Origin of the sequence: Pseudomonas sp. B21-009, from assembly GCF_024749345.1 — a bacterium.
GTDB lineage: Bacteria > Pseudomonadota > Gammaproteobacteria > Pseudomonadales > Pseudomonadaceae > Aquipseudomonas.
This window is the reverse complement of sequence record NZ_CP087199.1, coordinates 4,453,548-4,471,655: the sequence shown is the minus strand read 5'-3', so window position 1 is coordinate 4,471,655 and position 18,108 is coordinate 4,453,548. Positions and strand designations below refer to the sequence as shown.

At 65.1% G+C, this 18,108-nt stretch carries 22 protein-coding genes and 1 riboswitch; of the genes, 19 read left to right on the top strand and 3 right to left on the bottom strand.

The annotated features are described in order from the left end of the window. From LOY34_RS20620 to LOY34_RS20600, 5 genes are all read left to right on the top strand, one after another. Nucleotides 1-1,074 carry an AI-2E family transporter gene (locus tag LOY34_RS20620; protein ID WP_045195560.1) on the top strand — a complete coding sequence of 358 codons (1,074 nt, stop codon included), beginning with the start codon at nt 1-3 and terminating at the stop codon, nt 1,072-1,074. Between the two features lie 157 nt (nt 1,075-1,231). After that, a complete protein-coding gene (hda, locus tag LOY34_RS20615) occupies nt 1,232-1,936 on the top strand; it encodes a DnaA regulatory inactivator Hda (RefSeq protein ID WP_010220358.1) in 705 nt (234 codons plus the stop codon). Between the two features lie 115 nt (nt 1,937-2,051). After that, nucleotides 2,052-2,687 carry a C40 family peptidase gene (locus tag LOY34_RS20610; RefSeq protein WP_045195558.1) on the top strand — a complete coding sequence of 212 codons (636 nt, stop codon included), beginning with the start codon at nt 2,052-2,054 and terminating at the stop codon, nt 2,685-2,687. A 134-nt stretch (nt 2,688-2,821) separates the two neighbouring features. After that, nucleotides 2,822-3,355 (top strand): C40 family peptidase, encoded by a 534-nt coding sequence (locus LOY34_RS20605; RefSeq protein ID WP_093380304.1) that lies wholly within the window; start codon nt 2,822-2,824, stop codon nt 3,353-3,355. 17 nt (nt 3,356-3,372) lie between these two features. After that, entirely contained in the window at nt 3,373-4,020 is a 648-nt protein-coding gene (locus tag LOY34_RS20600) for an O-methyltransferase (RefSeq protein ID WP_093380307.1), read from the top strand. Between the two features lie 11 nt (nt 4,021-4,031). On the opposite strand, the gene LOY34_RS20595 is transcribed toward LOY34_RS20600, so the two are convergent. Together LOY34_RS20595 and LOY34_RS20590 are read right to left on the bottom strand one after the other, a co-directional pair. Next, complete coding sequence (locus tag LOY34_RS20595) at nt 4,032-5,348, bottom strand: sorbosone dehydrogenase family protein (protein WP_045195552.1); 1,317 nt, start codon at nt 5,346-5,348, stop codon at nt 4,032-4,034. Between the two features lie 68 nt (nt 5,349-5,416). Then, nucleotides 5,417-5,995: a hypothetical protein gene (locus tag LOY34_RS20590; protein WP_045195550.1), complete on the bottom strand. Its 579-nt coding sequence runs from the start codon at nt 5,993-5,995 to the stop codon at nt 5,417-5,419. Nucleotides 5,996-6,142: 147 nt separating this feature from the next. Further along, nucleotides 6,143-6,367, top strand: a riboswitch (cobalamin riboswitch). Nucleotides 6,368-6,529: 162 nt separating this feature from the next. Between LOY34_RS20590 and cobO the strand changes: the two genes are divergently transcribed. From cobO to LOY34_RS20520, 14 genes are all read left to right on the top strand, one after another. Further along, on the top strand, nt 6,530-7,141 hold the full coding sequence (cobO, locus tag LOY34_RS20585; RefSeq protein ID WP_010220352.1) for a cob(I)yrinic acid a,c-diamide adenosyltransferase: 612 nt from the start codon (nt 6,530-6,532) through the stop codon (nt 7,139-7,141). Continuing rightward, the gene (locus LOY34_RS20580) at nt 7,138-8,433 is read left to right on the top strand and encodes a cobyrinate a,c-diamide synthase (RefSeq protein WP_045195546.1); all 1,296 of its coding nucleotides are present in this window, start codon (nt 7,138-7,140) and stop codon (nt 8,431-8,433) included. Before cobO ends, LOY34_RS20580 begins: the two co-directional genes overlap by 4 nt. After that, nucleotides 8,424-9,077 carry a 5,6-dimethylbenzimidazole synthase gene (gene bluB / locus LOY34_RS20575; RefSeq protein WP_176794226.1) on the top strand — a complete coding sequence of 218 codons (654 nt, stop codon included), beginning with the start codon at nt 8,424-8,426 and terminating at the stop codon, nt 9,075-9,077. Before LOY34_RS20580 ends, bluB begins: the two co-directional genes overlap by 10 nt. Then, nucleotides 9,077-9,985: an adenosylcobinamide-phosphate synthase CbiB gene (cbiB, locus tag LOY34_RS20570; RefSeq protein ID WP_045195541.1), complete on the top strand. Its 909-nt coding sequence runs from the start codon at nt 9,077-9,079 to the stop codon at nt 9,983-9,985. The genes bluB and cbiB overlap by 1 nt, the downstream gene beginning before the upstream one ends. After that, complete coding sequence (cobD, locus tag LOY34_RS20565) at nt 9,978-10,970, top strand: threonine-phosphate decarboxylase CobD (RefSeq protein ID WP_093380313.1); 993 nt, start codon at nt 9,978-9,980, stop codon at nt 10,968-10,970. The genes cbiB and cobD overlap by 8 nt, the downstream gene beginning before the upstream one ends. Then, nucleotides 10,967-12,421, top strand: coding sequence for a cobyric acid synthase (locus LOY34_RS20560; RefSeq protein WP_195884835.1), 1,455 nt, complete (start codon nt 10,967-10,969; stop codon nt 12,419-12,421). The genes cobD and LOY34_RS20560 overlap by 4 nt, the downstream gene beginning before the upstream one ends. Before the next feature lies 1 nt (nt 12,422). Then, nucleotides 12,423-12,944: a bifunctional adenosylcobinamide kinase/adenosylcobinamide-phosphate guanylyltransferase gene (gene cobU / locus LOY34_RS20555; RefSeq protein ID WP_045195536.1), complete on the top strand. Its 522-nt coding sequence runs from the start codon at nt 12,423-12,425 to the stop codon at nt 12,942-12,944. Beyond that, nucleotides 12,941-13,996: a nicotinate-nucleotide--dimethylbenzimidazole phosphoribosyltransferase gene (gene cobT / locus LOY34_RS20550; RefSeq protein WP_258663957.1), complete on the top strand. Its 1,056-nt coding sequence runs from the start codon at nt 12,941-12,943 to the stop codon at nt 13,994-13,996. Before cobU ends, cobT begins: the two co-directional genes overlap by 4 nt. Then, complete coding sequence (gene cobC, locus LOY34_RS20545; protein WP_195884833.1) at nt 13,993-14,562, top strand: alpha-ribazole phosphatase family protein; 570 nt, start codon at nt 13,993-13,995, stop codon at nt 14,560-14,562. Before cobT ends, cobC begins: the two co-directional genes overlap by 4 nt. A gap of 1 nt (nt 14,563) precedes the next feature. Further along, the gene (locus tag LOY34_RS20540) at nt 14,564-15,292 is read left to right on the top strand and encodes an adenosylcobinamide-GDP ribazoletransferase (RefSeq protein ID WP_195884832.1); all 729 of its coding nucleotides are present in this window, start codon (nt 14,564-14,566) and stop codon (nt 15,290-15,292) included. 50 nt (nt 15,293-15,342) lie between these two features. Further along, entirely contained in the window at nt 15,343-15,747 is a 405-nt protein-coding gene (locus LOY34_RS20535) for a MarR family winged helix-turn-helix transcriptional regulator (protein WP_045195528.1), read from the top strand. A gap of 62 nt (nt 15,748-15,809) precedes the next feature. Further along, complete coding sequence (locus LOY34_RS20530) at nt 15,810-17,012, top strand: MFS transporter (protein WP_045195526.1); 1,203 nt, start codon at nt 15,810-15,812, stop codon at nt 17,010-17,012. Beyond that, the gene (locus tag LOY34_RS20525; protein WP_256326709.1) at nt 17,009-17,131 is read left to right on the top strand and encodes a hypothetical protein; all 123 of its coding nucleotides are present in this window, start codon (nt 17,009-17,011) and stop codon (nt 17,129-17,131) included. Before LOY34_RS20530 ends, LOY34_RS20525 begins: the two co-directional genes overlap by 4 nt. 42 nt (nt 17,132-17,173) lie before the next feature. Continuing rightward, entirely contained in the window at nt 17,174-17,725 is a 552-nt protein-coding gene (locus tag LOY34_RS20520; protein WP_093380328.1) for a glutathione peroxidase, read from the top strand. A gap of 6 nt (nt 17,726-17,731) precedes the next feature. Here the strand turns inward: LOY34_RS20520 and LOY34_RS20515 are convergent, their stop codons facing one another. Next, nucleotides 17,732-17,995: a DUF2798 domain-containing protein gene (locus LOY34_RS20515; protein ID WP_195884831.1), complete on the bottom strand. Its 264-nt coding sequence runs from the start codon at nt 17,993-17,995 to the stop codon at nt 17,732-17,734. Between the last annotated feature and the right edge of the window lie 113 nt (nt 17,996-18,108).

Here is an 18,108-nt window from a genome sequence, read left to right as displayed (position 1 = left end):
ATGACTGATACACGTCGCTGGGTATGGGTAGGTGGGGCGCTGCTGTGCGCGGCCTTGCTGTATTGGCTGCACCCGATTCTTTCGCCGTTTCTGGTCGGCATCTTGCTGGCCTACCTGGCCGATCCGCTGGTCGACCGTCTGGAGCGCGCCGGCCTGTCGCGCACCTGGGGCGTGGTGGTGGTGTTTGCCCTGTTCACCCTGCTGCTGACCTTGTTGCTGCTGGTGTTGGTGCCGATGCTGGCCAAACAGCTGGTGCGCCTGTATGAGCTGGCACCGCAGATGCTCGACTGGCTGCAGCACCAGGCCCTGCCCTGGGTGCAGACGCGCCTGGGCCTGGCCGACGGCTTCTGGAAGTTCGACAAGATCAAGGCCGCCATCAGCGAGCACATGGGCCAGACCACTGACATCGTCGGGGTCATCCTGTCCCAGGCCACGGCTTCGGGCCTGGCCCTGATCGGCTGGCTGGCCAACCTGGTGCTGATCCCGGTGGTGAGCTTCTACCTGCTGCGCGACTGGGACCTGATGATGGCCAAGATCCGCAGCCTGCTGCCGCGCCAGCGCGAGGAACGGGTGGTGGCCCTGGCTGGTGAGTGTCACGAAGTGCTGGGCGCCTTCGTCCGTGGCCAACTGCTGGTGATGCTGGCCCTGGGTATCATCTATGCCTCGGGGCTGATGCTGGTGGGCCTGGAGCTGGGCTTGCTGATCGGCCTGCTGGCGGGCCTGGCGGCGATCGTGCCGTACATGGGCTTCATTATTGGTATCGGCGCGGCGATGATTGCCGGGCTGTTCCAGTTCGGCGGCGACCCTTATCCTTTGCTCGGCATCGCAGCCGTATTCATGGTCGGCCAGGCGCTCGAAGGCATGGTGCTGACACCGCTGCTGGTGGGCGATCGCATTGGCCTGCACCCGGTGGCGGTGATCTTCGCGATCCTGGCCGGTGGCGAGATGTTCGGTTTTACCGGGGTGTTGCTGGCCTTGCCGGTGGCGGCGGTGATCATGGTGCTGCTGCGCCATGTGCATGACCTGTATAAAGAGTCGGATATCTACGCGGGCGAAATCGACCCGGATCTCTAGCTTGATAGCACCTGGCTTGCATTGGCCTTTGCCCGCTAATGCAAGCCTTTGATTTTACTTGTGGTCTGCGCAGATTGTGCGAGGGGCTCCACGGGTATAAACTTTGCAGACTTTTCACAAAAGGCCCCTTGCGGTTCCCCGGAACTGCCCAGCCAGCATGAAACCGATCCAGTTGCCCCTGGGTGTGCGTCTGCGTGATGACGCCACCTTCATCAACTACTATCCGGGTGCCAACGCCGCCGCTTTGGGCTACGTCGAGCGACTCTGCGAAGCCGACGCCGGCTGGACCGAAAGCCTGATCTACCTGTGGGGCAAACAGGGCGTGGGCCGCACCCACCTGCTGCAGGCCGCCTGCCTGCGCTTCGAGCAACTGGGTGAACCGGCGGTGTACCTGCCCCTGGCGCAATTGCTCGATCGCGGCGTCGAATTGCTCGACAACCTCGAACAGTATGAACTGGTCTGCCTCGACGACCTGCATGTCATTGCCGGCAAGCCGGAGTGGGAAGAGGCCATGTTCCACCTCTTCAATCGCCTGCGCGACAGTGGTCGGCGCCTGTTGCTGGCTGCCTCCAGCTCGCCCCGCGAACTGCCGATCAAGCTCGCCGACCTCAAGTCGCGCCTGACCCTGGCGCTGATCTTCCAGATGCGTGCGCTGTCGGACGAAGACAAGCTGCGCGCCCTGCAATTGCGTGCTTCGCGCCGCGGCCTGCACCTGACCGACGAGGTCGGGCACTTCATCCTCACCCGTGGCACCCGTAGCATGAGCGCACTGTTCGACCTGCTCGAGCGCCTCGACCAGGCCTCTTTGCAGGCTCAACGCAAGCTCACCATCCCGTTCTTGAAAGAAACTTTGGGCTGGTAAGGCAGGGGCTAGAGCCTCGGCACATAAAAGTCACATTTTTTTCGATTGAATTTGCAAATCGATGCGATAGAAGGCATAGTCTCGACTTCTTTAAATTCCAGACACGGTCGTGCCCATGCTAAATCGCTTCGCACCCCTCGTGCCCCTCGCACTCGTGACCCTGCTTTTTGGCTGCGCGACCACCGGTCCCGTATCGCAGCAGCAGGTTCAGCAGCAACCGGTTTCCGCTCAGGTTTCGACCAAGTCCTCCGTCCAGGCGACGTTCGAGGAAGAGCTGGCCACCGAAGAAGAGCTGCAAGATTTCTCCAGCAGCAAGCCTTACCAGCTGCCAGCCCTGGCCGACAACATTCTCGAGCGCGGCATGTCGCTGATCGGTACCCGCTACCGTTTCGGTGGTACCTCCGAGAACACCGGCTTTGATTGCAGCGGCTTCATCGGTTACCTGTTCCGCGAAGAAGCCGGCCTCAACCTGCCGCGCTCTACCCGCGAAATGATCAACGTCAAGGCCCCACTGGTTGCTCGCAACAACCTCAAGCCAGGCGACCTGCTGTTCTTCAGCACCAATGGTCGCGGCCGCGTCAGCCACGCCGGTATCTACCTCGGCGACGATCAGTTCATCCACTCCAGCAGCCGCCGCAGCGGTGGCGTGCGCATCGACAAGCTCGGTGATCGCTACTGGAGCAAGACCTTCATCGAAGCCAAGCGTGCACTGGCCATGGCTCCGGCCGCGACCACGCTCTCGCGCAACTGATCCTTCGACAGGTTTGACCACGGCGACGTAGCTGAAAAGCTCGTCGCCGTGCGTGTTTACAGAAAGCGTCTAATCTAAATTCTCAACTCTTTTCGGCTCTTGGCCGAAGCGGCTTCAGACAGGATGTTCTGACCATGGCGATGATGGCGCGCTTCGCTCTACTTTCCCTCGCAGCACTGCTCGGTGCCTGCTCAAGTCATGCCCCGGCCCCGCGTAAAGTGGTCGAGCCGGCAGTCATGGCCCCGCAAGTGTATTTCTCCCCGGTTGCCGAAGACGTGCTGTTCCGCGCCCTCGGCCTGGTCGGCACGCCGTACCGTTGGGGCGGCAACACCCCGGATTCGGGTTTCGACTGCAGCGGCCTGATTGGCTACGTCTATCGTGATGCTGCGGGCATCTCATTGCCGCGTTCGACCCGGGAGATGATCGGCATCCGCGCACCGAGCATCGAGCGCAACGACCTGCAGTCCGGCGACCTGGTGTTCTTTGCCACCAATGGTGGCTCGCAGGTCAGCCATGCCGGTATCTATGTCGGCGAAGGGCGCTTCGTCCATGCCCCGGCCACCGGCGGAACGGTGCGCCTGGACTACCTGTCCAACAGCTATTGGCAAAAGACCTACCTGAACGCCAAGCGGGTGCTGCAGCCAGCGCACCTGGCGCGCAACCCCTGACCTGTGCGAGGTAGACGATGACCGCCCAGACGCTCTACCTCGACGACCCCCTCTACCACTACCTGCAAAGCGTGTCGCTGCGCGAGACGCCGTTGCTCGCCCGTTTGCGTGAAGAAACCCAGGCCCTGGCCGAAGCACGCTGGCAGGTGGCACCGGAGCAAGGCCAGTTGCTGGCGCTGCTGGTGCGCCTGATCGGTGCCGAGCGGGTGATCGAGGTGGGTACTTTCACCGGCTACAGCGCTTTGTGCATGGCTCAGGCCATGGCGCACGGGCAGTTGCTCTGTTGCGACCTTGAAGGCAGCTACAACGCCGTGGCCTGGCGCTACTGGCAGGAGGCTGGAGTCGCCGAGCGCATCGAGCTACGCCTGGCACCGGCGTTGCAGACCCTGGCGACACTACCATCAGCGCGCTACGACCTGATCTTCATCGATGCCGACAAGGCCAACTACCCGCACTATCTGGAAGAGGCCCTGCGACTGCTGCGAGTGGGCGGGCTGGTACTGTTCGACAACACCTTGTGGAGCGGGCGGGTGCTTGAGCAAAACCCGCACAGCGAAGACACCCGCGCCATTCAGGCCTTGAACCGCACGCTCAAGGACGACCCACGGGTGGACCTGTCGATGCTGCCGATTGGCGATGGCTTGACCCTCTGCCGCAAACGCTAAGCTCCCCCGGCTTACCGGGCCTTGCTCACCCGCCAGATCGTGTTCCCGACATCATCGGCTACCAGCAAGCCGCCGCGCTGATCGTTGATCACCCCGACCGGCCGGCCCATGGCCTTGCCTTCATCATTGAGAAACCCGCTGAGCACGTCGATCGGCTTGCCCGCAGGTTTGCCGGCAGTGCTGAAGGGTACGAAGATCACCTTGTAGCCGCTGTGCGGCTTGCGGTTCCACGAGCCATGCTGGCCAATGAACGCGCCTTGCTCGAACGGTGCCGGCAGCACCCCTGCTTCGGCGAAGGTCAGGCCCAGCGACGCCGTGTGCGGCCCCACCGCATAGTCCGGGGCAATGGCGCTGGCCACCAGGTTCGGATCAGACGGGTTGACCCGCTGATCGATGTGCTGGCCGTAATAGCTGTAGGGCCAGCCATAGAAGCCGCCATCCTTGACCGAGGTAATGTAGTCGGGCACCAGGTCGCTGCCGATCTCGTCACGCTCGTTGACTGCGGTCCACAGCTGTCCGGTGTGCGGCTCCCAGGCCAGGCCGTTGGGGTTGCGCAGGCCCGAGGCGAAGATCCGCGTCTGGCCGCTGGCCGGGTCGACTTCCCAGATCGCCGCGCGGCCTTTTTCCTGGTCCATGCCGTTCTCGCCGACATTGCTATTGGAGCCGACGGTGACGTAGAGCTTCTTGCCGTCACGGCTGGCGATCACGTTCTTGGTCCAGTGATGGTTCAGCGTGCCGCCCGGTAGTTCGGCCACGGCTGTACCCGGGCCCTTGATCGAAGTCGCGCCGGGTTCATAGTGAAAGCGCAGCAGGCGATCGGTGTCGGCAACGTAGAAGTCATTGCCGACCAGGGCCATGCCGAACGGTGAATTGAGGTTCTCGATAAACGTCGTGCGGGTTTCCGCCACGCCGTCGTGGTCGCTGTCGCGCAGCAGGCTGATGCGGTTGGCGCTGGGCACGCCGGCGCCGGCGCGGTCCATGACCTTGCCCATCACCCAGCCGCGAATACCCTTGCCGTCATCGGGCTTGGGCGGGGCATTGGTTTCGGCTACCAGGATGTCGCCGTTGGGCAGGGCATAGAGCCAGCGCGGGTGGTCCAGGCCTGCGGCGAAGGCCGCCACCTGGGTGCCGGGCGCGGCCTTGGGCGTCATGCCCTGGGGCCAGCCAATGGCGGGGGCGATGTTGACGGTGGGGATCAGGGTCTTGTTCGGTTCGGGCAATTGCGGCGACGGGCCGACCCCGTCGCTGACCTCAAGGCGGGCGTTCTCGCCGCAGCCGCTTAACCCCGCAGTCACTGCCAGCAGCAGTGCAATCGGCTTGATACCCATGTCGTTTCCCTCGCAATGATGGCCGCTATTGCCAGTAGAGGCACGCCAGGCGTGGGAGGTTCCCCGGGTCAGGCCTGCTTGAGCAACAGGGCGATGCCGGGGTGATACTGGCCGGCTTCGTTGTGCAGCTTGCGGTAGGCGTAGGGAAAGTACCAGGCGATGGCGCAGGCGTTATGCTTTTGCAGGTCGTCGACCAGGTCCTGCAGCTCTTCGGGGCTGGCGTGCTGGCCGGCTTTCCAGGGGCTGGCGAACAGCGCAGCGACTTTAAGCTGGCTGGGCGCGGCAATTTGCCGAGCAGCCTGGACGGTTTCGCCCAGGGCGTTATTCAGGTCGAGCTTGGCGATGCGTGGCCAGCGCTGGCTGGCCTGCAGGTAGGCGGCCTCTTCGCGGTTGGCGATGTACAGGTCGCAGCGGCCTTCGCGATCGCCGTCATCGCGCTGCTTCTTGCTCTGGTGCTGCTGCAGGGTCACCAGCTCGGCCTGCCAGGCGGCGGCCGAGAGCAGCCCGAGGTTGGCCTGGGCGCCGTGCCAATAGGGCGCCTCACCGTCACCGAGGGTCTGGTTGAAGCGGTCGATGCAATCGACCCAGCGTTCCAGGGCCGGGCGCAGGAACTCCAGGCGCGCATTATTGATGATCAGGCCTTGCATGCTGCTCTCCCTTATAGTTGTGATCGAGTACAGCCGAGGTATGGCTATTTGATATCACTGAAGTCAGTGTTGCACAAGATGACAAAGGCGCCATTGATCCAGGCCAGTGCAGCGCCTTTCATTGACGCTCCGGGTGCAACCCTCTAACCTTCGCGACTTGTTTCAGGTGCTCTGCAGGCGATGGCCTGGCAGGGTGAAACAGGGAAGCCGGTGGGCGCGTAAAACGCGCGAATCCGGCGCTGCCCCCGCAACGGTAGGTGAGTCAAGGCTGTGCAGGGCCACTGGGCATTCATGCCCGGGAAGGCGCGTAGCCCCGGGTGTCGATGGCCCCGCTCACAAGCCCGGAGACCGGCCTGTAACAGCCAACGGCATCACGGAGGGTGATGCGCGGTTCCTCCGGCCTGTGCCGCAGCCCTGCGCGTTTTCCGTCTGCCATATCCATTCATCTGTCACGCCCGTTCCTTCGATACGCTGAGCAGCCGTCGGCTGCTGCGTTCGTTGCAGATCGGCCGACAGTGGTTTGCGGAGAACCTCATGACTGAATCCACCGAGCGCGACGAACGCCACCTGGCGCGCATGCAGCGCAAAAAGGCCGTGATCGACGAGCGCATCGCCAACTCGCCCAACGAATGCGGCTTGCTGCTGGTACTTACCGGCAACGGCAAGGGCAAGAGCAGTTCGGCCTTCGGCATGCTCGCCCGGGCCATGGGCCACGGCATGCAGTGCGGCGTGGTGCAGTTCATCAAGGGCCGCAACAGCACTGGCGAAGAGCTGTTCTTCCGGCGCTTTCCCGAGCAGGTGCGCTACCACGTGATGGGCGAGGGCTTTACCTGGGAAACCCAGGACCGCCAGCGCGACATCGCCGCCGCCGAAGCTGCCTGGGCAGTGTCGCGGCAGATGCTCCAGGACCCGTCGATCGCCTTCGTGGTGCTTGATGAACTGAACATCGCCCTCAAGCACGGCTACCTCGACCTCGACCAGGTGCTCAGCGACCTGCAGGCGCGCCCGCCGATGCAGCACGTGATCGTCACCGGTCGCGCGGCCAAAGACGAAATGATCGAACTGGCCGACACCGTCACCGAAATGGGCATGATCAAGCACGCCTTCCAGGCCGGCATCCGCGCCCAGAAGGGCGTCGAACTATGAGTGATGCGCGCCATTGCCCGGCGGTATTGATCGCCGCACCGGCCTCCGGCCAGGGCAAGACCACGGTGACCGCCGCACTGGCGCGCCTGCATCGCAACCAGGGGCGCAAGGTTCGCGTATTCAAGTGCGGCCCGGACTTTCTTGACCCGATGATCCTCGAGCGCGCCAGTGGTGCGCCGGTGTATCAGCTCGACCTGTGGATGGTCGGCGAGCAGGAAAGCCGCCGGCTATTGTGGGAGGCGGCGGGCGAGGCCGACCTGATCCTCATCGAAGGGGTCATGGGCCTGTTCGACGGCACGCCATCGAGCGCCGACCTGGCCCGGCATTTTGGCGTGCCGGTGCTGGCGGTGATCGATGGCACCGCCATGGCCCAGACCTTCGGCGCCCTGGCCCTGGGCCTGGCGCGCTATCAGCCGGACCTGCCGTTTGCCGGGGTGTTGGCCAACCGTGTCGGTACCCTGCGCCATGCCCAGTTGCTTGAAGGCAGCCTGACCGAGGGGTTGCGCTGGTACGGTGGGCTGTCGCGAGAAACCGGCATCGAATTGCCGAGCCGTCACCTGGGGCTGGTGCAAGCCAGTGAACTGAACGACCTTGATGCGCGGCTGGATGCTGCCGCAGCGGCCCTGGGCGCCAGTTGCGATGCGGCGTTGCCGCCAGCGGTGCGCTTTGCCGCGCCGACCGAGTTTGCCATCGAGCCGTTGCTGCAAGGTGTGCGTATTGCCGTTGCCCGCGACGAAGCCTTTGCCTTTACCTATGGCGCCAACCTCGATCTGCTGCGGGCCATGGGCGCGCAGCTGGCGTTTTTCTCGCCGCTGCATGACACAAGCTTGCCGCCAGCCGACAGCTTGTATCTGCCTGGCGGTTACCCCGAATTGCATCACCAGGCGCTGGCGGCCAACACACCGATGCTCGAGGCTATCCGCGCCCATCACCACGCCGGCAAGCCGTTGCTCGCCGAATGCGGCGGCATGCTCTACCTGCTTGATGCGCTCACCGATGTTGCCGGCGAGCGTGCCGAACTGCTCGGCCTGCTGGCAGGCGAGGCAGTGATGCAAAAGCGCCTGGCCGCCTTGGCCCTGCAGGCCGTAGAACTGCCTGAAGGCACCTTGCGCGGGCACACCTATCATCATTCGCTGACCCATACCGAGCTTGAGCCGGTTGCCCGCGGCCAGAGCCCCAACGGTGGTCGTGGTGCCGAGGCGGTGTACCGCCAGGGGCGCTTGACCGCCTCCTACGTGCATTTCTATTTTGCTTCCAACCCCCAGGCGTCGGCGGCGCTGCTGTGTCCATGACTGAACATGCTTTTACCGAGGCCGAACGTGCGGCGGTCTACCGCGCCATCGGCGAGCGTCGCGACATGCGTCACTTCAGTGGCGGCGAAGTCGCCCCCGAGTTGCTCGCGCGCCTGCTTGAGGCCGCGCACCAGGCGCCCAGCGTCGGGCTGATGCAGCCCTGGCGTTTCATCCGTATCACCCAGCGCGAACTGCGCCAGCGGATCCAGGCCCTGGTGGAAGAGGAGCGTCTGCGTACAGCGCAGGCGCTCGGCGAGCGCTCCGATGACTTCATGAAACTCAAGGTCGAAGGCATCAACGACTGCGCCGAGCTGCTGGTGGCGGCGCTGATGGATGGGCGCGAAGCGCACATTTTCGGCCGCCGGACCTTGCCGGAGATGGACCTGGCGTCGTTGTCCTGTGCGATCCAGAACTTGTGGCTGGCGGCCCGCGCCGAAGGTCTGGGCATGGGCTGGGTGTCGCTGTTCGAGCCCCGGGCCCTGGCCGAGTTGCTCGGCATGCCGGCCGGTGCCAAGCCGTTGGCAATCCTCTGCCTGGGCCCGGTTCACGAATTTTACCCGGCGCCGATGCTGGTGCTTGAAGGCTGGACCACAGCGCGGCCGCTGCACGACATGCTGTTTGAAAACCAGTGGGGGGAGTCTTGATGAGCGTGGCGTTGCTGACAGTGGCCGGGGTGGCGCTGGATGCGCTGCTGGGCGAGCCCAAGCGCCGGCATCCGCTGGTAGCCTTCGGGCGCCTGGCCGGGCGCCTGGAACAGCGCTTGAATGCCGGCGGCCGTGGCTGGCGCAGCCACGGCGTCAGCGCCTGGTTCCTGGCGGTGGTGCCGCTGACCTTCATCGCCATGCTGTTGTCCTGGCTGCCGTACATTGGCTGGCTGATTGAAGTTTTGGCGCTGTACTGCGCCCTCGGCCTGCGCAGCCTTGGCGAGCACGTAACGCCGGTGGCCGAAGCCCTGCGCCAGGGCGACCTGGAAAAAGCCCGCCAGCGCGTCGGTTATCTGGTCAGCCGCGAAACCCGCGAGCTGGACGAAACCGCCGTGGCCCGCGCCGCCACCGAGTCGGTGCTGGAGAACGGCAGCGATGCGGTGTTCGCCGCGCTGTTCTGGTTTGTCGTTGCCGGCGTACCGGGGGTGGTGCTCTATCGCCTGAGCAACACCCTCGACGCCATGTGGGGCTATCGTAATGAACGCTTCGAGCGTTTTGGCTGGGCTGCGGCGAAGATCGACGATGTGCTCAACTATATTCCGGCACGCTTGGTGGCGCTGACTTACGCGCTGCTGGGCAAGACCCGCCTGGCCCTGAGCTGCTGGCGGCGCCAGGCGCCGTTGTGGGACAGCCCCAATGCCGGGCCGGTGATGGCGGCCGGGGCCGGAGCCCTGGGCGTCGAGCTGGGCGGGCCGGCGGTGTATCACGGCGAGTTGCACGAGCGCCCGCAACTGGGCGAAGGCCCGCAGGCCGATGCCGACGCCATCGAACGCGGTTGGCGCCTGGTTTGCCAGGGCGTGTGGTTGTGGTTGCTGCTGTTGTGCCTGGGGGCTGAATTCTATGCTTGAACACGGTGGTCGCCTGCAACGCGCAGTGCAGCAATACGGCATCGCCCGCGAAGACTGGCTGGACCTGTCCAGCGGCATCGCCCCGTGGTCTTATTCCATCCCTGAGATTCCGCTGCGGGCCTGGGCGCGCTTGCCCGAAACCGAAGACGGCCTCGAGCAGGCGGCCCGTGATTACTATCAGGTCGAGCAACTGTTGCCAGTGGCCGGCTCCCAGGCGGCGATCCAGGCTTTGCCACGCCTGCGTCGCCCCGGCACGGTCGGGGTGCTGTCGCCGTGCTACGCCGAACACGCCGAAGGCTGGCGCCGCGCTGGGCACCGGGTGCGCGAGTTGCCGCTGGACCAGGTCGATTATTACCTCGACAGCCTCGACGTGCTGGTGGTGGTCAACCCCAACAACCCCACCGGGCAGCTGATTGCTGCCGAGCAACTGCTGGAATGGCATGGTCGCCTGGCCCGCCGTGGCGGCTGGCTGCTGGTTGATGAAGCGTTCATGGACAACACCCCGCAACACAGCATTGGCGCCCATGCCGAGCGCAGCGGGTTGATCGTGCTGCGCTCGTTCGGCAAGTTCTTCGGCTTGGCCGGCGTACGCCTGGGCTTTGTTCTGGCCGAGCGCCAGTTGTTGCAACTGCTCGCCGAACAGCTCGGGCCCTGGACCATCAGCGGCCCGACGCGGATCCTCGGCCAGGCCTGCCTGCTCGACGGCGCCGCCCATCAGCAGCAGATCATCCGCTGCGCCGCTGCCAGCCAGCGCCTGGCCGAGGTGCTCAGTGCGGCAGGTTTCGCCCCCAGCGGCAGCTGCGACCTGTTCCAGTACCTGGTCACCGAGCAGGCGCCGCGCCTGCATGAATTCATGGCCCGGCGCGGCATCCTCCTGCGCCTGTTCAGCCAGCCGCCGAGCCTGCGTTTCGGCCTGCCGGCCAGTGAACCGGACTTTCAGCGCCTGGCCCAGGCCTTCAGCGATTACCGCAAGGAACAAGCATGACCACCCTGATGGTGCAGGGCACCACCTCCGATGCCGGCAAAAGCACCCTGGTGACTGCGCTGTGCCGCTGGCTGTTGCGCCAGGGCATTGCCGTGGTGCCGTTCAAACCGCAGAACATGGCGCTCAACAGTGCCGTGACCGCCGAGGGCGGCGAGATCGGCCGCGCCCAGGCGGTGCAGGCGCAGGCCGCGGGCCTGGCGCCCCACACCGACATGAACCCGGTGCTGCTCAAGCCCAACAGCGACACCGGCGCCCAGGTGATCGTCCATGGCCGCGCGGTCACCAGCATGAACGCCGTGGCTTATCACGACTACAAGGCCATCGCCATGCAGGCCGTGCTGGCTTCGCACCAGCGCCTGAGCGCGGCCTATCCGGTGGTGATGGTCGAAGGCGCTGGCTCACCGGCTGAAATCAACCTGCGTGCCGGCGACATTGCCAACATGGGCTTTGCCGAGGCAGTCGACTGCCCGGTGATCCTGATTGCCGACATCAATCGGGGCGGGGTGTTTGCACACCTGGTCGGCACTTTGGAGCTGCTCTCGCCGAGTGAGCAGGCACGGGTCAAGGGCTTTGTCATCAACCGTTTTCGTGGCGATATCGCCTTGCTCCAGCCGGGCCTGGACTGGCTTGAAGAACGTACCGGCAAGCCAGTGCTGGGCGTGCTGCCCTATGTGCTGGACCTGCACCTGGAAGCCGAAGACGGTATCGACCAGCGCCAGGGCCTCAAGGCCGGGCGCCAGCTCAAGGTGATCGTGCCGGTGCTGCCGCGCATCAGCAACCACACCGATTTCGACCCGCTGCGCCTGCACCCGCAGGTCGATCTGCAGTTTATCGGCCCCGGTCAGCCGATTCCGCCCGCTGACCTGATCATTTTGCCTGGCTCCAAGAGCGTGCGCGGCGACCTGGCGCAATTGCGTGAGCGTGGTTGGGACCAGGCGATCAGTCGCCACCTGCGTTACGGCGGCAAGGTCCTGGGCATTTGCGGCGGGCTGCAGATGCTCGGCCAGCGGGTGGAAGACCCCTTGGGCCTGGAAGGCCCAGCGGGGGCCAGCGATGGCCTCGGTCTGCTGGATTTTGTCACCGTGCTCGAAGCCGAAAAGCAGCTGCGCAATGTCGCCGGCACCCTGCAGCTGGAGCAGGCGGTCATCAGCGGCTACGAGATTCATGCCGGGGTAACCCAGGGGCCGGCGCTGGAACGCCCGGCGGTGTTGCTCGACGGCGGCCAGGCCGATGGCGCCATCAGCGCCGACGGGCAGATCCTCGCCACCTACCTGCATGGCCTGTTCGAGGCGCCGCATTGCTGCGCCGCGCTGTTGCGCTGGGCCGGGCTGCAGGAGGTCGAGCAGATCGACTACCACGCCCTGCGCGAACGCGACATCGAGCGCCTGGCCGACCTGGTCGAGCAGCACCTGGACACCGCGCGCCTGCGCCAACTCTGCGGACAGAACTGAAATGCTCAACCTGATCCTTGGCGGCGCCCGTTCGGGCAAGAGCCGCCTGGCCGAACAACTGGCGGTGCAGAGCGGCCTGGCGGTCACCTACATCGCCACCAGCGAACCGCTCGACGGCGAGATGAATGCACGGGTGCAGTTGCACCGCGAGCGGCGTCCGGCCGAGTGGGCATTGATCGAAGAGCCGCTGGAGTTGGCGCGGGTGCTGCGTGCCACTGCCAGTGCCGAGCGCTGCCTGCTGGTCGATTGCCTGACTTTGTGGCTGACCAACCTGCTGATGCTCGACAACCCTGAGCGCCTGGCGGCCGAACGCACGGCGCTGCTCGAGTGCCTGGCAGCGTTGCCGGGCGAAATCATACTGGTCAGCAACGAAACCGGCCTGGGCGTAGTGCCCATGGGCGAGCTGACCCGCCGTTATGTCGATGAAGCAGGCGCGCTGCACCAGGCCATTGCCGAGCGCTGCCAGCGCGTGGTGCTGACTGTCGCCGGCTTGCCGCTTACCCTGAAAGGACCTGCACTATGAGTCAAACCTGGTGGCGTGAAGCCTGTCGAGCTGTCGACCCGATTGTTCGCGAACAGGCCCTGGCGCGGCAACAGCAACTGACCAAGCCGGCAGGCTCGCTGGGTCGCCTGGAGCAGCTGGCAGTGCAACTGGCCGGCTTGCAAGGCCAGCTCAAGCCGAGCGTCGAGCAGGTGTGGATCGCGATTTTTGCCGGCGATCACGGTGTGGTCGCCGAAGGCATCTCGGCTTACCCGCAGGCGGTGACCGGGCAGATGCTGCTCAATTTCGTCAGCGGCGGCGCTGCGATCAGCGTGCTGGCGCGGCAGCTGAATGCTCAACTGGAAGTGATCGACCTGGGTACCATCGACCTGGCCCTGGAGCTGCCGGGCGTGCGCCACCTGCGCGTCGGCCCGGGCACGGCCAACTTCGCCCAGGTACCGGCGATGACCTACGAACAAGGCCTGCAGGCTCTGCAAGGCGGGCGCGAGAGTGCCCTGCGCGCAGCCGCCAGCGGCGCCCGGTTGTTTATCGGCGGCGAGATGGGTATCGGCAACACCACCGCCGCCAGCGCCCTGGCCTGCGCCGTGCTCGGCTGCCCGGCCAGCGAGCTCAGTGGTCCGGGTACCGGCCTGGACGCCGCCGGTGTGCGGCACAAGGCCGAGGTCATCGAGCGCGCCTTGCTGCAGCATGCCAATCTTGGCGACGACCCGCTGCAGCGGCTGTTGTGTTTTGGTGGTTTCGAGATCGCCGCGCTGGTCGGCGCCTACCTGGGTTGCGCCCAGGCTGGTGTTGCGGTGCTGGTGGATGGGTTTATCTGCACCGTTGCCGCGCTGGTGGCGACGCGTATCAATCCGGGTTGCCGCGACTGGCTGCTGTTCGGTCATCGCGGCGCCGAGCCCGGTCATCGCCGGGTGCTCGCCGAACTCGACGCCGAGCCGCTGCTGGAGCTGGGCCTGCGCCTGGGCGAGGGCAGTGGTGCGGCACTGGCGGTGCCGCTGTTGCGCCTGGCCTGTGACCTGCACCGGCAGATGGCGACCTTCGCCGAAGCTGCGGTAGCGGACCGCCCGGCATGATCATCGACCTGCTGCGCCACGGAGAAACCGAACTGGGCGGCGGCCTGCGCGGTAGCCTCGACGATGCCCTGACTGACAAGGGCTGGGCGCAGATGCGCGCGGCGGTGAGTGATGCCGGCCCTTGGGATGCATTGGTCAGCTCGCCATTGCAGCGCTGCGCACGCTTTGCCCAGGAGCTGGGCGCGCAGTTGAACCTGCCGCTGCAGCTGGCGCCGGGGCTGCAAGAGCTGCATTTCGGTGAGTGGGAAGGGCGCAGCGCGGCAGCGCTGATGCTCACCCATGAAGCCGAGCTCGGCCGGTTCTGGGCTGACCCATATGCCTACACACCGCCAGGTGGCGAGCCGGTGGCGGATTTCTCCGTACGGGTGTTGCAGGCCATCAGCACCTTGCACCAGGCCCATGCCGGCCAGCAGTTGCTGCTGGTCACCCACGGCGGCGTCATGCGCCTGTTGCTAGCCCGCGCCCGTGGCCTGCCGCGTGAACAGCTGCTGCAGGTCGAAGTGGCCCATGGCGCCTTGTGCCGCCTGGAACTGCTGGCCGACGGCAGCCTGCGCGAGGTGTGCTGAGATGCTGGGGTTCTGGATCGCCCTGCAGTTTCTCAGCAGCTTGCCGGTGCGCCTGCCGGGCATGCCGGCGCCGGAACAAATGGGCCGCTCATTGCTGTTTTACCCGCTGGTAGGGCTGTTGTTCGGGGTGGTGCTCTGGGGGTTGAACGCGCTGCTGGCCGGTAGCCCGGTGCTGTTGCACGCCGCCTTGCTGCTCAGCGCCTGGGTGCTGCTCAGCGGCGCCTTGCACCTGGACGGCCTGGCCGACAGCGCCGATGCCTGGCTCGGCGGTTTCGGCGACCGCGAACGTACCTTGCTGATCATGAAAGACCCGCGCAGCGGGCCGATTGCCGTGGTCACCCTGGTACTGGTGCTGTTGCTCAAGTTCTGCGCCTTACTGGCGTTGATCGAGCGCGGTGACGGGCTGCTGCTGGTGCTCGCACCGCTGATCGGCCGCGCGGCGTTACTGGGCTTGTTCCTGTGCACGCCCTATGTGCGCAGCGGCGGGCTCGGCCAGGCGCTTGCCGATCATTTGCCGCGTCGGGCGGGCCAGCTGGTGATGCTCGTCAGTGCGTTGGCCTGTGTGCTGCTGGCAGGGTTCAAGGGCCTGTGGGTGCTGCTGGTTGCCGCCATCGTCTTCGCCTGGCTGCGCCACGTGATGGTGCGCCGTCTGGGTGGCACCACCGGTGATACCGCCGGGGCCCTGCTCGAGCTGCTGGAGCTGGCGGTATTGATCGCTTTGGTGCTGTGAGCGGCGAATAAAAGCTTGCAGTTGCCAAAATGCGGGTATATACACGCATTATGTTGACCAGCGAATGCATCTGCACCCACCTGCGTCGCGCCGCCCGTGGGGTGAGCCGACACTACGACGAGGCCCTCGAAGGCTTCGGGATCAATGTCGCGCAGTTTTCCCTGTTGCGTCATTTACGCCGCCTGGATCAACCGAGTATTTCCACCCTGGCCGAGGCCATGGGCCTGGACCGCAGCACCTTGGGGCGCAACCTGCGGGTACTGGAAGCCGAGGGCCTGGTGGCCCTGGCCGAAGGGCAGGACCTGCGCAACCGTATCGTGTTGCTGACCGAGCAGGGCCGGGCACGCCTGCAAGCGGCGGAGCCGGCCTGGGAGCAAGCGCAAAGCGGCTTGATCGAGACCCTCGGCGAAGGTCAGCGTGACGAACTGGTGCGCCTGCTGGAGCTGTTGGCCTGAGCTTTTTACGAGTATAAGCGGGTATATACCCGCATAACCTTGCGGCACTGGAGACAACAAAAATGACATCAGTATGGCGAACCAGTGGGTGGATTCTGCTTGGCGCGGCGCTGATCCTGGCCTTGTCGCTGGGCGTGCGGCACGGCTTTGGCCTGTTCCTGGCGCCGATGAGCGCCGACTTTGGCTGGGGCCGCGGCGTGTTTGCCTTTGCCATTGCCTTGCAGAACCTGATCTGGGGCCTGGCCCAGCCGTTTGCCGGAGCCCTGGCCGATCGCCTCGGTGCCGCCAAGGTGGTGATGGTCGGCGGTATTCTTTATGCCGCCGGCCTTGTGCTGATGGGCATGTCCGACTCGGCCCTGACCCTGTCGCTGAGTGCCGGTTTGTTGATCGGTATCGGCCTGTCGGGCACCTCGTTTTCGGTGATCCTCGGCGTGGTTGGCCGTGCCGTGCCGCCAGAAAAACGCAGCATGGCCATGGGCATTGCCAGCGCCGCCGGCTCCTTCGGCCAGTTCGCCATGCTGCCGGGTACGCTCGGCCTGATCGGCTGGCTGGGCTGGTCGGCGGCCTTGCTGGTGCTGGGTTTGCTGGTGGCCTTTATCGTGCCGCTGGTAGGGCTGCTGCGTGATCGTCCGCTGCCCAGCCAGGGCAATGACCAGACCCTCGGCCAGGCCCTGCGCGAAGCCTGCTCGCACTCCGGTTTCTGGCTGCTGGCCCTGGGCTTTTTCGTCTGTGGCTTCCAGGTGGTGTTCATCGGCGTGCACCTGCCGGCCTACCTGGTCGACCAGCACCTGCCGGCGACCATCGGCACCACAGTGCTGGCGCTGGTCGGGCTGTTCAATATCGTCGGCACCTACACCGCCGGCTGGCTGGGTGGGCGCATGTCCAAGCCGCGGCTGCTGACCGCGCTGTACCTGCTGCGCGCGGTGGTCATCGTGTTGTTCCTGTGGGCGCCAATCAGCCAGTTCAGCGCCTACCTGTTCGGCATTGCCATGGGCCTGCTGTGGCTGTCGACCGTACCCTTGACCAACGGCACCGTGGCCACCCTGTTTGGTGTGCGCAATTTGTCGATGCTCGGCGGTATCGTCTTCCTGTTCCACCAGTTAGGGGCATTTCTGGGCGGCTGGCTGGGCGGGGTGGTGTATGACCGCACCGGCAACTACGATTTGGTCTGGCAGATTTCCATCCTCCTCAGCCTGCTCGCCGCAGCGCTGAACTGGCCAGTGCGCGAACGCCCGGTAGCGCGCTTGCAGGCGCAGGCAGCATGAAGCGGGTCGCCATTGGCAGCGTGCTCGGCCTCGCCGCGCTATTGCTGCTGGCGCTGGCCTGGTGGGGCTGGCATGAGGGCGGCCTGGCGTTGATGCAGTTGGGCATGGGCGTGTGCTAGGAGTACTCTGAATACTTCGGGAACGTTCGAGGGAGAGAGACGATGCGCGCACGCTGGATGTTGGTTCCGTTGTTGACCTTGGCCGCTGCGGCCAATGCCCTGGCCGCCGATTGCCCGGCGCTGCTCAAGGGCTCGTTGCCGGAGCTGCGCGGCAAGGAGCAGATCGACCTGTGCCAGCGTTTTGCAGGCAAGCCACTGGTGGTGGTCAATACCGCCAGCTATTGCGGCTTTGCCCCGCAGTTCGAAGGGCTTGAAAGCGTCTACAAGGAGTACCACGAACAGGGCCTGGAAATGCTCGGGGTGCCGTCCAACGACTTCAAGCAGGAAGACGCCGATGCCGAGAAGACCGCCAAGGTCTGCTACGCCAACTATGGCGTGACCTTCACTATGACCCAGGCCCGGCCCGTGCGTGGCGACGATGCCACGCCGCTGTTCAAGGAACTGGCCGCGCAGAGCAGTGCGCCGAAGTGGAATTTCTACAAGTACGTGGTTGATCGCCAGGGCAAGGTTGTGGCCAATTTCACCAGCCTGACCAAGCCGGATGACCCGGCGTTCAAGGCGGCGATTGAAAAGGCCATTGCTTCCCGGCCCTGAGCTGCGTCAGTGGCTCGGATGCACGGTCCAGGCCACCAGCTTGAGCACGATCGGGCGCACCACCAGCACACAGGCAAAGGCTACTGGCATGGCCAGTTGATAGGCTTTGAGCACGTTGCCCAGGTACTGCTCGTTGATGCCTGCGTTGGCGGCGGTAATCACGAAGCACATTAACAGGGCCATGATTGCCGACATGTAGAAGGCAAACACGTAGGGGGTGGCGCGAACGCCGAGTTTGCGCCGGCTGCGGGCGCTGGTCTGGGAGGTCATGCTGACTCCTTCTGGTGGGTGAGGGGGCAGCCTAGCAAGGCGGTGTCGGGCTGCGGTAGACGAGCTGGACTTAGGTCTTTATAAAGAAGATCTTACGAATGCCTGGATGCCGT